Annotated in this window: 10 protein-coding genes and 1 pseudogene; 8 read left to right on the top strand and 3 right to left on the bottom strand. The window is 69.2% G+C overall.

Annotated features, from left to right (window positions below; translation table 11 throughout):
- Positions 1-260 precede the first annotated feature (260 nt).
- The 4 genes and pseudogenes from PPZ50_RS18630 (at position 261) to PPZ50_RS18615 (ending at position 6,135) form a co-directional block, all read left to right on the top strand.
- Positions 261-1,461 (top strand): annotated as a pseudogene (locus PPZ50_RS18630) (replication initiator protein A).
- Between the two features lie 926 nt (positions 1,462-2,387).
- Positions 2,388-3,854: a DUF4153 domain-containing protein gene (locus tag PPZ50_RS18625; RefSeq protein WP_066693465.1), complete on the top strand. Its 1,467-nt coding sequence runs from the start codon at positions 2,388-2,390 to the stop codon at positions 3,852-3,854.
- Between the two features lie 32 nt (positions 3,855-3,886).
- On the top strand, positions 3,887-4,585 hold the full coding sequence (locus PPZ50_RS18620) for a response regulator transcription factor (RefSeq protein ID WP_066693473.1): 699 nt from the start codon (positions 3,887-3,889) through the stop codon (positions 4,583-4,585).
- On the top strand, positions 4,582-6,135 hold the full coding sequence (locus PPZ50_RS18615) for a sensor histidine kinase (RefSeq protein ID WP_272815972.1): 1,554 nt from the start codon (positions 4,582-4,584) through the stop codon (positions 6,133-6,135). The genes PPZ50_RS18620 and PPZ50_RS18615 overlap by 4 nt, the downstream gene beginning before the upstream one ends.
- A 75-nt stretch (positions 6,136-6,210) precedes the next feature.
- Here PPZ50_RS18615 and PPZ50_RS18610 read toward each other — a convergent pair whose 3' ends face one another.
- The gene (locus PPZ50_RS18610) at positions 6,211-7,008 is read right to left on the bottom strand and encodes a phosphate/phosphite/phosphonate ABC transporter substrate-binding protein (RefSeq protein ID WP_066691300.1); all 798 of its coding nucleotides are present in this window, start codon (positions 7,006-7,008) and stop codon (positions 6,211-6,213) included.
- Positions 7,001-7,876, bottom strand: coding sequence for a fatty acid desaturase (locus PPZ50_RS18605; RefSeq protein WP_066691303.1), 876 nt, complete (start codon positions 7,874-7,876; stop codon positions 7,001-7,003). Before PPZ50_RS18605 ends, PPZ50_RS18610 begins: the two co-directional genes overlap by 8 nt.
- 140 nt (positions 7,877-8,016) lie before the next feature.
- Here PPZ50_RS18605 and PPZ50_RS18600 point away from each other — a divergent pair, with 140 nt between their 5' ends.
- The 3 genes from PPZ50_RS18600 to PPZ50_RS18590 all read left to right on the top strand — a co-directional run bounded on the left by PPZ50_RS18600 (position 8,017) and on the right by PPZ50_RS18590 (position 12,238).
- Complete coding sequence (locus tag PPZ50_RS18600; protein ID WP_066691306.1) at positions 8,017-8,937, top strand: ABC transporter ATP-binding protein; 921 nt, start codon at positions 8,017-8,019, stop codon at positions 8,935-8,937.
- The gene (locus PPZ50_RS18595; RefSeq protein ID WP_066691308.1) at positions 8,934-10,421 is read left to right on the top strand and encodes an ABC transporter permease; all 1,488 of its coding nucleotides are present in this window, start codon (positions 8,934-8,936) and stop codon (positions 10,419-10,421) included. The genes PPZ50_RS18600 and PPZ50_RS18595 overlap by 4 nt, the downstream gene beginning before the upstream one ends.
- 179 nt (positions 10,422-10,600) lie before the next feature.
- Positions 10,601-12,238 carry a M28 family metallopeptidase gene (locus PPZ50_RS18590; RefSeq protein ID WP_198158570.1) on the top strand — a complete coding sequence of 546 codons (1,638 nt, stop codon included), beginning with the start codon at positions 10,601-10,603 and terminating at the stop codon, positions 12,236-12,238.
- Positions 12,239-12,401: 163 nt separating this feature from the next.
- Here the strand turns inward: PPZ50_RS18590 and PPZ50_RS18585 are convergent, their stop codons facing one another.
- Positions 12,402-13,100: a hypothetical protein gene (locus tag PPZ50_RS18585; RefSeq protein WP_066691311.1), complete on the bottom strand. Its 699-nt coding sequence runs from the start codon at positions 13,098-13,100 to the stop codon at positions 12,402-12,404.
- Positions 13,101-13,232: 132 nt separating this feature from the next.
- Here PPZ50_RS18585 and PPZ50_RS18580 point away from each other — a divergent pair, with 132 nt between their 5' ends.
- Positions 13,233-13,889: a TerC family protein gene (locus tag PPZ50_RS18580; protein ID WP_066691320.1), complete on the top strand. Its 657-nt coding sequence runs from the start codon at positions 13,233-13,235 to the stop codon at positions 13,887-13,889.
- Positions 13,890-13,958: the final 69 nt, after the last annotated feature.

The raw sequence follows: 13,958 nt of genomic DNA, 5'->3' as shown, positions 1-13,958 counted from the left end.
TTTCTTTCCTTCGCAGCGACCGGCTCAGCCCAAGTTTCCCCGGGGAAACTTTTCGCTATCGACCGGGCGCTTGCCCGGCAGGCGCGAACGGGTTCGCGTAGCAGCGCGCATGCCCTGCCCCCGTACGTACCCCGGCAGGTGCCGGGACATGGTGCGGCGTGGGCTCATGTTGCGCGGGACTGCGCGTGCGTGCGGCGATTTCCGGTGTCGCCCTCCCCTGCCCCCCGAGTTTCCCCGGGGAAACTTTTCCGGAGGGCCGCATGACCCGCGCTGCGTCCGAGAAGGTCAGCGAGCAGTTCGACCTGTTCCTGCCCTATCTCGCCGACCTGCCGCTTCGCGACCAGCGCGAGATGATGGAGCGGCCGTTCTTCAGCCTTGCCAAGTCGAAGCGGGTCAAGCCGATCGATTATCAGAGCCCCGACGGCAAGCTGTGGGTGCATGTGTCGGCCAATGCCGATTACGGCATGGCGACGATCTGGGACGCGGACATCCTGATCTATTGCGCGAGCGTGCTGGCCGATATGGCGAGGCGGGGGGTCAACGACGTGCCGCGCAAGCTGCATTTGATGCCCTATGACCTGCTGCGCGCGATCGGGCGGCCGACGACGGGGCGGGCGTATGAGCTGCTGGGCCAGGCGCTCGACCGGTTGGTGGCGACGACGATCAAGACCAATATCCGCGCCGACGCCGGTCAACCGGCCTCCGGCCGGGGGCGCCGCGAAGCGACGTTCAGCTGGCTGGATGGCTGGACCCAACTGGTCGACGAGAAGACCGAGCGGTCGCGCGGCATGACGATCGAGCTGTCGAACTGGTTCTGGGAAGGGGTGATGATGACCGGCGGCGTGCTGTCGATCGACCGCGCCTATTTCGACCTGACCGGCGGGCGCGAGCGCTGGCTGTACCGCGTGGCGCGCAAACATGCCGGCGGCGCGGGCGAGGCCGGTTTTGCGATTTCGATGCCGACTTTGTTCGAGAAATCGGGCGCGGAGGGGCAGTATCGCCGCTTCAAGTTCGAGATCGCCAAGATCGCCGAGCGCGACGAACTGCCGGGCTATGCGCTGACGCTGGAGCAGGAGGGCAAGCGCGAGCCGATGCTCCGGATGCGGCGGCGGGCCGATGGGGCGGCGCGGACGGCGAGCGTCGCGCCCCCCTGCCCCTGCCCCTGCGCCGGTCGCGGAAGCCGCCCCCTCGCCCGCGCGGATCGAGGAACTGGTCGATGCCGCCGCGATGATCCGCGCGTCGATCCGGGGGCTGGCGGGCAAGGCGCAGCTGGGCGAGATCACCTCGCAGACGCTGGAGACGCTGCGGTCGGAATGTCCGGGGTGGGATTATCATACGCTGCATGCCGAGTTCCGGGCGTGGATCGACGGCGATCCGGCGCGCACCCCGGTCAATTATCAGGCGGCGTTCATCGGCTATGTCCGGCGGTTCGACGCGAAGCATCGGCACGAGTTGCGGTAGGGTGCTGGCGCTTCCCGCTAGCGTCATCGCGGCGAAGGGCGGGGTCCCGTTGTTGCTCGGCGCAGCGAGAGGCGCGGGACGCCTCGAACGGTTGTCGGGATTGCGGTAGCGGGATCGGGTCCGGAACGGGGCGGGGCCTTATGCTGGCGGCGGACGATGCGTTTCCTCGCGGGTCTGCCAGCCTTCTCACCTGTCAGTAGAGGGGGCCCTCTGCTTGGTTAACGGGGGTGGAACGCCTCTGGGTTGCGGCACTTTTTGGGGTTACCGTACCCGTCCGAGAAGAAGAAGCGGGACCCCGGGTCAAGCCCGGGGTGACGGTTGTGGGGGCGTTCGGGGCAGTTTCATCGGCGCTTCGGGTTGGATGTGGTGCCGAAACTTGCTGCCGATGATCGACGCCCTTGCTGGTCGGTACGCCTCTTCGCTCGATCCCGCATCACAAGCGTTCCCGAAGTGTCGGCTGTGATCCGGGCGAACGTTGCCATCCGTCCCAGTATCGGACGGGCATTGCGCGGTTTGAACGACTTCGCGGGGGCGGCGGTTGGAATTGATTCAAACGCGGCGCCGGATTGGCCCGCCAGTGGCAGGCATCGACACTCCGGGAACGCGGTTCGATCCTTCGGGAACGGTAGGTCGACACTTCGGGAACGAAACCGTCGACCTTTCGGGAACGGAAGGTCGATCCTTCGGGAACGAACCCACCCGGGCGAATCGTGGACTAACGCCGCGTTCGAGCGGTCAGGCGCCCTCCTTAACCCGCTAACCTTCTAAGAAACCCTCTAACCCCGTGGATGGGTTCTTTGAGATTTTGAGAGAGAATATCTGCACCGAAGCTGCACCGCCTCTCCCCGAAACGTCCCCGGGCTGCGGACCATCGGTCGACGCCCGTGACCTAGGCGGAGGGCTCCTGTCGACCGAGGAGCCGCACGATGCGCCTGAGTTTCCTGTTGAAGATCGCCGCCACCGTCGGGCTGGTGCTGCTGTTCCATGGCCTGTTCCCCGACGGGTTCGAAGGGGCGCGGGTCGGGGGACTGGCGGCGGTGTGGCTGGTCCTGCTGGTCGCGGTGCGGCGCGACGTGGCGCGCAGCCGCAGGGCATGGGTCGCGCTGGGCGGGGCGGCGGTGTTTGCGGGCATGCTGGTCGACGATCCGGGGCCGCTGCCCTGGGTACTGTTCTGGGCGGTGCTGTCGGTCGCCGCGCTGATCCCGCGGGTGGCAGCGTTCGACGATGCGTGGCGCTGGGCGATGCGGCTGCTGGTGCAGGGGTTGAGCACGCCGTTCGCGCTGCCGTTCGACCTCAGGCGGATGGGCGGCGTGCGGGGCAGGGGGCTGTCGCCGGTGCGGATCGCGGCCACGCTGGCGCTGCCGGTGATCGGCGGCACCCTGTTCCTGGTCCTGTTCGCACAGGCCAACCCGTTGATCGAGAACGTCTTTTACAATGTCGCCCTGCCCGAACCATGGCAGCTGGGACTGTGGGCGGCGGTCGCGGCGATGGCGTGGCCCGCCTTTCGTCCCCGCGCGGCGGCGATCCGCTGGGCGGCGCGGCTGCCCGATCCCGAACCGCGGATGCCGGGTACGTCGCTGCCCTCGGTCCTGCTGGCGCTCGGCCTGTTCAACCTGCTCTTTGCCGTGCAGAACGCGCTCGACATCGCGTTTCTGTGGAGCGGGGCGGGGCTGCCCGAGGGCGTGAGCGCGGCGGATTACGCCCATCGCGGGGCCTATCCGCTGATCGCCACGGCGCTGCTCGCCGGTGTGCTGGCGCTCGCCATGCTGCGCCCGGGGAGCGAGAGCGCCGGCAACCGCTGGGCGCGGCGGCTCGTGACGCTGTGGGTCGCGCAGAATCTGGTGCTGGTGGCGTCGAGCGTGCTGCGCACCACCCGCTATATCGACGAATCGATGCTGACCGCGTGGCGGATCGCGGCGCTGTTATGGATGGGGCTGGTCGCGCTGGGGCTGGTGCTGATCGCGTGGCGCATCCTGAGGGCCAAGAGCGCGCGGTGGTTGCTCAATGCCAATGCGGTCGCGGCGGGGCTGGTGCTGAGCGTCTGCGCGACCGTCGATCTGGGGGCGACGGCGGCGGCGTTTAATGTCGATGCGCAGCGGCCCGAGGCGGTCGATCTCTGCTACCTGCGGCATGTCGGCGATGGTGCGCTGCTGCCCATGATAAAGCTGGAGCAACGGCTGATGGACGCGGCGACGCGCGAGCGGGTGCGCTTCATCCGGCAGACCCTGTTCGCCGATCTGCTCTGGCGGCAGACGCATTGGGGCAGCTGGACCCCGCGGGGTGCGCGGCGGCTGTCGGCGGCGCGCGCGGCGCTGGGCCGGGAGGTTGCGCGGCCGGTCGACCCGCGCCTCCGCTTTTGCGACGGATCGCTGCCGAATGAGGTGCAATCTTGACGTGCGCCCCGCTGGCGCTGATCCAGTGCCCCATGCCGCGCACGATCCTGATCGCCGATGACGACCCGCATATCCGCCAGCTGCTGGCCTTCGCGCTGGCCAAGGCGGGGCTGGAATCGATCGAGGCCGGTGATGGCGAGGCCGCGCTGCAACAGGCCGCCGACCAGGCGCCCGACCTGATCATACTCGACATCAACATGCCGCGCATGGACGGGATCGAGGTGTGCCGCCGGCTGCGCGCGGGCAGCGACGTGCCCATCCTGTTCCTGTCAAGCCGCGACGACGAGATCGACCGGGTGTTGGGCATCGAGCTGGGCGCCGACGATTATGTGGTGAAGCCGTTCTCGCCCCGCGAAGTGGTGGCGCGGGTTATGGCGATCCTCCGCCGGGTCGGCGCGCGACCCCCGGCGGTGGAGAGCGCCGCCGCGCCGCTCGGCCATGGCCAATTGCGGCTAGACCCCGATGGCTGGCAGGCGAGCTGGGGCGAGGAGCCGGTCGCGCTGACCGTGACCGAGTTCGGCATCTTGCGCACGCTGGCGGCGATGCCGTCGAAAGTGTTCAGCCGCGACGCGATCATCGACCGGCTGCACGGTCCGGGCTTCGCGATCACCGACCGCACGATCGACAGCCATGTGCGCAATTTGCGGGCGAAGTTCGCGGGCGTCGGGGCGAATGACGTGGTGGAGACGCGCGCCGGGGTCGGCTATCGCCTCGGCAATTGCGGGGCATGATCGGCGCCGCGAAGGCGTTCGTGCGGCGGCATTGGCCCCGGCTGCGGCTGCGCACGATATTGCTCGCGACCTTCGTGTTCGTCGCGGCGTTGCCCGGCGTCGGGGCGCTGTTCCTGCGGGTTTATGAAAACAGCCTCCTGCGCCAGACCGAGACCGAGCTGGTGGCGCAGAGTGCGGCGTTGGCGGCGGTGGCGGCGCGCGACTGGCCCGGCGGCGAGGGGGCGGGGATCGTGCGCGGCGGCTATGCCTCCGACCTCGACCTGCGGCTGTCGCGGATATTGCCCGAGCGGCCGGCGCCGGTGGCGATGCCGGGCGCCGACCGCCGCTCGCTCGCCTGGGCGGGGGAGGTCGCGCCGGTGCTGGCGATGACGGCGGCGACGACGCTGGCGTCGATCCAGCTGCTCGATCCGCAGGGCCGCATCGTCGCGCGCGGGCCGGCGGGGACGGGCTATCCCGGCCTGCCCGAGGTTCAGGCGGCGCGGGAGGGGCGGGCAGTGACGACGCTCCGCCGCAACGGCGCCTATCGCCAGCATTATCCGCTCGAATGGCTGAGCCGCGCGTCGGACCTGCGCATCCACCATGCCCGGCCGGTCATCGTTGGCGGGCGGGTGGTCGGCGTGTTGCTACTGGCTAGATCGCCGCGTAGCCTGTTCGTCGGGCTGTACGAGGATCGCGGCAAGATCGCGTTCGGGATCGTCGCGATCTTCGTGACGCTGGTGGCGTTGAGCGGCCTGTTGTCGCGCGGGATCGTGCGCCCGGTCGAGGCGCTGCGCGATGCGACGCGGGCGGTGGCGGGCGGCGGGGGCAGCGTGCCCGAACCGCCGCCGACCGCCGCGATCGAGATCCAGGCGCTGTACCGCGATTTCGGCGCGATGGCGGAGGCGATCGCGCATCGCTCGCGCTACCTGCGCGACTTCGCCCATGCGGTCAGCCATGAATTCAAGACGCCGCTGGCGGGTATCCGCGGCGCGGTCGAGCTGTTGCAGGACCATGGCGACATGGGGCTGGACGACCGGGCGCGCTTCCTGTCGAACATCGCCGCCGATGCCGACCGGCTGAACCTGCTGGTCAGCCGGCTGCTGGAACTGGCGCGCGCCGACATGGCGACGCGCGAGGCGGGGGTGGCGACCGACCTGTCCGACGTGCTGGCGCAGGCGGCGGATGCGAGCGTGCTGGCGGTGACGGTGCCCGACGAACCGCTGCCCCGCGTCGCCGTGCCGCGCGGCGTGGTGGAGACGGCGCTCTCTACGCTGATCGACAATAGCCGGCACGCGGGGGCGGGGCGGGTGGATATCGCGGCGGCGGTCGAGGGCGCCGTGGTGGTGCTGAGCATCGCCGATGACGGGCCGGGCATCGCGCCGGGCGACCGCGACCGGGTGTTCGAACCGTTCTTCACCACGCGGCGCGCCGATGGCGGGACCGGGCTGGGGCTGGCGATCCTGCGGTCGCTGCTCGAGGCGCATCGCGGGGAGATCGCGCTGGTCGAGGGGCGGGGGGCGGTGTTTCGGTTGTGCTTGCCGGTGGCTCCCACCCCGTCACCCCGGGCTTGATCCGAGGTAACGCTTCCTTGCCCACGCCAGAAGAAGAAGCGGGACCCCGGGCCAAGCCCGGGGTGACGGGGTGGGTTAGGTAAATTGCACATAACCGAGCGCCGCCGCTCGCATATCTTGTGCGGCAATCCGCGCCGACAGGTCGGGGCGGGGCGCCTCGATCCCCGTCAGGAACAGATCGTCCCGCGTCCCGGCAAGGTCGGGATCGGCCATCACCTGCGCCAAGACCGTGCCGAGCAACGTCGCGACCGCCGGTTCGGCGGCGGTGACGAAGGCGGGCGTGGCGGCGGCATCGGTCTTCGCCAGCACCCGCAACCGCCCGGTCGCATCGGGATCGAACCGGGCGAGCGCGGCGAAGGTCACTTCGTCGATCGCAGCGACATCGGCGCGGCCTTCGCCGACCGCGCGGACGCTGTCGGCATGGGCGCCGGTCTCGACCACCCTTCCGAAGAAGGGCTGCCCCTCGGCCAGCGGGGCGATCCGGTCGCGCAGCAGCGCCATGCCGCTGTTCGATCCGCAATCGTTGATCGCGACCGCCCGCCCGCGCAGGTCGGGGAGCGCCTGTGCCTGGTCGTCGCGGCGCACGACGATCAGGCTGCGATGCTCGCCCGGTCGATCGGTGCCGGCATAGGCGGGATGGCCGATGAGACGCAGCTGCGGATGCTCCCGCGCCCAGGGGCGGGTGCAGATCATGCCGAGCAACAACCCGGGATGCGACCACACCGCCTGCGTCGACCATCCGCGCGTCACTCGCACCGGCACGCCCGGCAGGCCATGGTCGCGCAGGCGGTCGCGGATCGCGGCCCAGAGCCGGTCATTGGCGGCATGCTGCGCGACATGGTCGTACATGCCGAGCCACGCGATGCTATCCATGCGCACCCTCCCGCAGCGCCGGGTGGCGGACGGTATCGTGCGGGCGCAGCGCAAAGCGGCGCCAGATTTCGCGATAGCCGGCATAGCGCGGCTCGGTCCGCTGCGTCCGCGCCCGCTCGATCGCGGGCAGGCGATACCAGGGGGCGGCGGGCACGGCATGGTGCGCGGCGTGGAGATTGTTGTTCAGGAACAGCAGCGCCAGCGGCCCGCGCGACACGACGGTCGCCGCTCGCGACGGGCCGGGGGCGTCGGCGCGGTGTTCGGCAAAGCCGCGCAGCAACGAGGCCGCCTGCCCGGGCAGCACGAAGCACAGCGCATAGGTGCCAAGCGGCAGCGCGACATGGTGCAGCCAGCCCAGCACCAGCGCGACGCCGATCAGGTGCGGCCCCCATTCGCGAAGCGTCGCGGCGGGATCGCGTCGCAGTCGCCGTGCCTCGTTCAGCAGGAACAGCGCGATCGCGGCGACCGGCCCGACCAGCAACTGCCCGATTAACGTCGCACGGATGCGGGCAAGCGCCGCGACAACCTCGCCGCCCGCGACATAGCGCGACTCGGGATCATGCGCCGGGTGGGTCGGATGAGGCGATCGGTGATGCGCCTCATGCGTCCGGCGATAGGCGCCATAGGGTAGCCACAGCGACAGCGGCACGCCGCCGATCAGGCTGTTGACCCAACGCCAGCGCGTCGGGTGGCCGTGGATCGTCTCATGCTGCAACGACCCGTGCCATGCGACGAACCACCCGCCGAGCAGCGCGAGGAGGGGCAGGGGGAGTGTGGCGTGCGCGGCGGTCAGCGCGAGCCACCCGCCGTAGATCGCTGCAGCGAGGAGGACGGTGGGCCATTCGATCGGTCTGACTTGGTGCGCCATATTCCCATCGTATCAGTAGGAATATGGCGGTGGCAAGGTGTTGGGGTTCCTCCCCGTGCCGGGAAGGAACGAGACTCCCATTCCCCCTTGTGGCCGTATCGATAAACGGTAATGATGCGATCACTACAGGGGGGACATCGATGCAACATGCCCTGCGCCTCGACGGCGTGGTGAAACGGTTCGGCGCGATGACGGCGGTCGACCATCTGAGCTTCGCCGTCGCGCCGGGGGAGGTGTTCGGCTTTCTCGGCGGGAACGGGGCGGGCAAGACGACGTCGCTGCGCATGGTGCTCGACATCATCCGTCCCGATGCGGGCAGTATCGAGGTGCTGGGCAAGCCGCCGGGGCGGGAATCGAGCCGGCATCTGGGCTTCCTGCCCGAGGAACGCGGGCTGTACCGCTCGATGACCGCGCTGGAGACGGTGGTCTATTTCGGGCGGCTGAAGGGGATGACCGCCGGTGACGCGCGCGCCAAGGGCCGCGAGCTGCTCGACCGCTTCGGCCTCGGCGCGAACCTCAAGACCGGGGTCGACAAATTGTCGAAGGGCATGGCGCAGAAGGTGCAGCTGGCGACCGCGGTCATCAACGCCCCCCGGCTGCTGATCCTCGACGAGCCGTTTTCGGGCCTCGACCCGGTCAATCAGGGGCTGCTGGAGGACGAAATCCTGAACGCGGCGAAGGGCGGGGCGGCGGTCGTGTTTTCGACCCATGTCATGCAGCATGCCGAACGGCTGTGCGACCGGCTGCTGCTGCTGGCCAAGGGTGCGAAGCGGTTCGAGGGTACGCAGGAGGCGGCGCGCGCAACGCTGCCCGCAAGGCTCGACGTGGTGGCGCGCCAGTCGCCCGCCGGGCTGGACGGGGTCGAGTCCGCCACCGCGAAGGGCGAGGTGGGCGAGGGCTGGACCGCGTGGGACGTGCGGATGGCGCCGGGGCGCGATCCCGCCGACCTGCTGCAGCACTGCACCATGGCGGGCGTGCCGCTGCGGCGGTTCGAACAGCATCGACCCGGGCTGCACGACGTCTTTCTCCATATCGTAGGTTCGGCGGAGGCCCGCGCATGATGCACCATATCCTGCTGGTCGCGGGGCGCGAGTTCCGCCAGATCGCCGCCACGCGCAGCTTCTGGGTCACGCTGCTGATCCTACCGCTGGCCTTTGCGATCGGGCCGATCGCGTCGCGTTTCCTCGACAAGTCCGACACGCAGCGCGTGATGCTGATCGACCGCAGCGGCGGTGCGACGGCGCAGGCGATCGCATCGCGCATCGAGCTGGACGAACAGCGCCGCGTGCTGACGCAACTGTCGCGCTTCGTCGAAAGCAACAGGCTGGAGGCGGCCGATCCCTCGGCGCCATGGGCGCGGCATGATCGCTGGTACAGCGATGCCGATGTTGCCCGCTTCGTCGCCGCGGGGGGAGCGAAGGCGGCGCTGGCCAGGATCAGGGCGACCGACCCCAAGGCCCCCGATTTCGACGCGCCCGACCCGGCGTACAGCATCGTGCCCGCACCCGCATCGGTCGCCGCCGCCCCGCCCGAGCGGATCGGCGAGGCGCTCGAACCGCTGCTGCGCCCGGCGGCGGGCAGCAAGGCCAGGCCGATCGACTATGCGATCTACATCCCCGCCGATTTCGGCCGCTCGCCCGACGTCAGGCTGTGGGCCAATGGCGCGCCGTCGAGCGCGTTCGTGACAATGGTGCAGGCGTTGCTGGGGCAGGAGCTGAAGGTCCGCTATCTGCAGGCCAATGGCGTCGCCGCGCCGGTCGCCGCTGCCTCGACCCAGATCGCGCCCAATATCGCGGTCGTCGTGCCGCCGCGCGGCAGCGGGCGCGAACGGGTGCTGATCCGATCGATCCTGCCGCTCGCCTGCGCCTATATCCTGCTGATGTCGCTGGTGCTCTCGGGCAGCTGGATGTTGCAGGGGTCGGTCGAGGAACGCAGCAACAAGCTGATCGAGACGGTGCTGGCCTGCGTTAGCCCGAACGAGCTGATGTACGGCAAGCTGATCGGCACGGTCGGCATCGGGCTGTCGATGGTCGCGACCTGGGCGGTGTGCGGGATCGTCGCCGCCTTCGCCACGCACGGCGCGATTGCCGAGATGATCCGCCCGGCGCTCGAACCAGTATCGTCGTTCGGGGCGATCGCGACGATCCTGTATTTCTTCGTCGCGGGATATCTGATCGTCGCGATGATCTTCCTGGTGATCGGGGCGGTGTCGGATTCGATGCGCGATGCGCAGGGCTATCTGACGCCGGTGCTGCTGGTCGTCATGATCCCGGTCACGCTGCTGGTGCAGGCGGTGCTGCGCGGGGCGAGCGGGCCGCTGGTCGAGCTGCTGACGTGGATCCCGATCTGGACGCCGTTCGCGGTGCTGGCGCGGCTCGGCAGCGGCATGCCGTTGTGGCAGATCTGGGCGACCGGCGCGCTGACCGCGGCGTTCATCGTGGTGGAGGTGGTGCTGCTGGGCCGCATCTTCCGCGCGAGCCTGCTGGCGAGCGGCGGGCGGCCGAATTTTGGCGCGCTGCTGGGGCTGATGCGGCGGGCGGCCTAAGCCTTGAACCGTCACCCCGGACTTGATCCGGGGTCCCGCTTTCTTGTCCACGGTAGCAGAAGAAGCGGGACCCCGGGTCAAGCCCGGGGTGACGAAGATGGCGGTGTAGCACCCCACCCATTGCCGCGGTCCCACCGCTGCGCCACACTCCCCCCATCCATCCGTTCCGGAGTTCGCCTGTGCTCAAGCGTCTGATCCTGCCTGCCTTGTTGCTGTCCACCGCCGCCCATGCGCAGACCGCGCCGATCTTCGACACGAAGCGCATCTCGCGCGATATCCAGACGCTCTCCAGCGATGCGTTCGAGGGGCGCGGACCGGCGACCCCGGCCGAGGCGAAGGTCATCGCCTATATCGCCGAACAGATGAAGGCCGCCGGGCTGCAACCCGCCGGCGACAAGGGCAGCTGGTATCAGGACGTGCCGCTGCTCAAATCCGATATCGTCGGCACGCCGCTGCTGTCGATCACGTCGGCAGGCACGAAGCGGACGCTGAGCCAGGGCAACGAGATCGCGGTGCGCGCCGCGCTGACCGGCCAGCCATCGGTCGCCATCGCCCATGCGCCGCTCGTCTTCGTCGGGTACGGCGTGAAGGCGCCCGAGCGGAACTGGGACGACTTCAAGGGCGTCGACCTGAAGGGCAAGATCATGGTCGTGCTGATCAACGACCCCGATTTCGAAGGCGGCGAGGGCGATTTCGGCGGCAAGGCGATGACCTATTATGGCCGCTGGACCTACAAGTATGAGGAAGCCGCGCGGCAGGGCGCGGCGGGCATCCTGATCGTCCATGAAAGCGCGCCGGCCTCCTATGGCTGGGCGACGGTCAAGAATTCGAACACCAACACGATGTTCGACATCGTGCGGAAAGACCCCAAGGCGTCGCACGTGCCGATGGAGGGCTGGATCCAGCGCGATCTCGCCGTGCAGCTGTTCAAACAGTCGGGGCTGGATTTCGAAGCGGCCAAGGCGGCGGCGCGCAAGGCGGATTTCCGGCCCGTGCCGCTGAAAGCCACACTCGACGCGCGCTATAGCGTGAAGCCGGAGGTCATCACCTCGTACAATGTCGCGGGCGTACTGCCCGGCACGACGCATCCGCAAGAGACGGTGGTCTATTCGGCGCATTGGGACCATCTCGGCATCGGACAGCCCGATGCGAAGGGCGACCGCATCTATAACGGCGCGCTCGACAACGCGTCGGGCATCGCCGCGATGCTCGAACTGGCGCGTGCCTATGGCGCGGGGCCGAAGCCGGATCGTTCGGTCCTGTTCCTGGCCGTGACGGCGGAGGAAAAGGGGCTGCTCGGCACCGAATATTATGCCGCCAACCCGCTGCGTCCGCTGGCGACGACCGCCGGGGTCATCAACATGGACGGACCGTTCGCACCGTCCGCCTCGCGCGATTTCAGCATTTCGGGGTCGGCGAAGCTCGACCTGCTGACCATGCTGACCGAAGTGGCGGGCACGCAGGGCCGCCGCTATTCGCCCGATCCCAAGCCGGAGGCGGGCAGCTTCTACCGCTCCGACCATTTCCCCTTCGCCAAGCGCGGCGTGCCGGCACTGTCCTATAGCGGCGGGCGCGACCTGGTGGTCGGCGGCACGGCGCGCGCGAAGGAACTGGCCGATGCCTATACCCGCGACAAATATCATCAGCCGGCCGACGAATATGATCCCAACTGGGATACCGGCAGCGTGCAGAGCGACCTGACGATCCTCTACACGCTCGGCCGCCGCCTGGCGGACGGGCGCGACTGGCCGAACTGGTCGAGCGACAGCGAATTCCGCGCGGCCCGCGACCGGACGACGGCGGCGCGGGGGAAGTAACGCACCCCCGAACGCAACGTCACCCCGGGCTTGATCCGGGGTCCCGCTTCTTTCCTCCCTTCTGCGTACCCCCGCGCAGGCGGGGGTCCAGGGTTACTCGCCGGCCGCTATCCTGTTTGGCTCTGGACCCCCGCCTGCGCGGGGGTACGGAAAGGAGCGCGCTCTACTTCACCACCACCCGCCACGGCACGGGCGCGGTCGCCGGTTTCCAGCACCCTTCCAGCGCCTTCGCAAAGTCGCTGGCCCATGCCCCGGCGGTGCCGGGCTTGAGCCAGCCATCATAGCTGACGCGCAGGTTGAACTCTTCGAGATCGAACCGGATCGTGTCTGCGTGGAGCACGATTTCCGACAGACGCCGGTCGAAATCGACACCCGCGGCAAAGCGCAGCTCGGGAAGGCGCGCCAGCTGCGCCATCGCCTTCGGACATTGCCGCACATCGGCCTCGACCCATTCCAGCCCGGCGCCATCGAGGCCGCGTCGCAGCGCGTCGTCGCTGTCGGGCCTCGCCTGTGCCAGCGTACCGATCAGCCGATAGCCGCGCTGGCGCGGGCGGTCCGGCGTGCCGGGGAAGGGGGCGCGGAGCATCCGCGCGATCAGCCGCTGGCCACAGTTCAGGCTGGCTTCGCTGTCGTCCTGGTCGGTGTCGACGCAGCCTTTGCGGATGGCGATGGTGTAGACCGGCATATCAACGTCATCGCCCAGATAGCGGATCGCGATGGCCGGTCGCGGCCGTTCGGGGAAGAACCGTCCCGGATCGAACGCCAGCGCCCGCGTACGTTCGGCGACGTCGTACCTTAGCGTCTCCTGCGCGGGAGCGGCGGTGACGAGGAACAGGGCGACGAGCGGGACAAGGCGGAGCATGCCGCATCCTGCCACGTTCCCTGCCGACGCGACATACGGAACATCCCCCGCCGCCGCCGGTTCGGGATGTCGGTCCGCTGCGTCCGGGCATGCCTCTGGTCCCGCGACGCTTTCCCGCTATAGGCTGCCCCCATGAACGAGCTCTGGAACCATATCGTCGCCGATTTCGCCAATATAGGCAGCCCCTCGGCGCTGGCCGCCTTCGGGCAGGTCGTGCTGATCGACGTGATGCTGGCCGCCGACAATGCTATCGTCGTCGGTGCGCTGGCCGCCGGGCTGCCGCCGGCGATGCGGCGCAAGGTGATCCTGATCGGCGTCGGCGCGGCGCTGGTCCTGCGCGTCGCCTTCGCGCTGGTCGTGACCCAGCTGTTGCAGGTGACCGGCCTCGTCTTTGCCGGCGGGCTGCTGCTGGTGTGGGTCGCGTGGAAGATGTGGCGCGAGCTGAAGGACGACGGCCACGACACGACCGAGGAGACGGCGCTGAAGGCCGCCGCCCCGCGCAGCTTCGCCAGCGCCGCCTGGGCCGTCGCGATCGCCGACGTGTCGATGAGCCTCGACAACGTCCTCGCCGTGGCGGGTGCGGCGCGCGACCATCCGGGCATCCTCGCCATCGGCCTGATCCTGTCGGTCGCGCTGATGGGCGTCGCCGCCAACGTGCTGGCCCGCGTGATCGAGCGTTATCGCTGGGTCGCCTATATCGGCCTTGTCGTCATCGTCTGGGTCGCGTGCAAGATGATCTACGAAGGGCTGGTCGATCCGTCGCGCGGCATCCTGACGCTGTTCGGCTGAGATACTGCTTCGTCATCCCGGGCTTGACCCGGGATCCCGCTTCTTCTGCGACCGTGCCGAGACAGCGGG

Source organism: Sphingomonas hankookensis, assembly GCF_028551275.1.
GTDB lineage: Bacteria > Pseudomonadota > Alphaproteobacteria > Sphingomonadales > Sphingomonadaceae > Sphingomonas > Sphingomonas hankookensis_A.
This window is presented reverse-complemented; position numbering and strand designations above follow the sequence as displayed.

Coding starts and splice junctions, on each gene's coding strand:
- PPZ50_RS18585 (WP_066691311.1), bottom strand. CDS start 13,100: ATGCTCCGCCTTGTCCCGCTCGTCGCCCTGTTCCTCGTCACCGCCGCT.
- PPZ50_RS18600 (WP_066691306.1), top strand. CDS start 8,017: ATGCAACATGCCCTGCGCCTCGACGGCGTGGTGAAACGGTTCGGCGCG.
- PPZ50_RS18620 (WP_066693473.1), top strand. CDS start 3,887: ATGCCGCGCACGATCCTGATCGCCGATGACGACCCGCATATCCGCCAG.
- PPZ50_RS18605 (WP_066691303.1), bottom strand. CDS start 7,876: ATGGCGCACCAAGTCAGACCGATCGAATGGCCCACCGTCCTCCTCGCT.
- PPZ50_RS18610 (WP_066691300.1), bottom strand. CDS start 7,008: ATGGATAGCATCGCGTGGCTCGGCATGTACGACCATGTCGCGCAGCAT.
- PPZ50_RS18625 (WP_066693465.1), top strand. CDS start 2,388: ATGCGCCTGAGTTTCCTGTTGAAGATCGCCGCCACCGTCGGGCTGGTG.
- PPZ50_RS18580 (WP_066691320.1), top strand. CDS start 13,233: ATGAACGAGCTCTGGAACCATATCGTCGCCGATTTCGCCAATATAGGC.
- PPZ50_RS18615 (WP_272815972.1), top strand. CDS start 4,582: ATGATCGGCGCCGCGAAGGCGTTCGTGCGGCGGCATTGGCCCCGGCTG.
- PPZ50_RS18595 (WP_066691308.1), top strand. CDS start 8,934: ATGATGCACCATATCCTGCTGGTCGCGGGGCGCGAGTTCCGCCAGATC.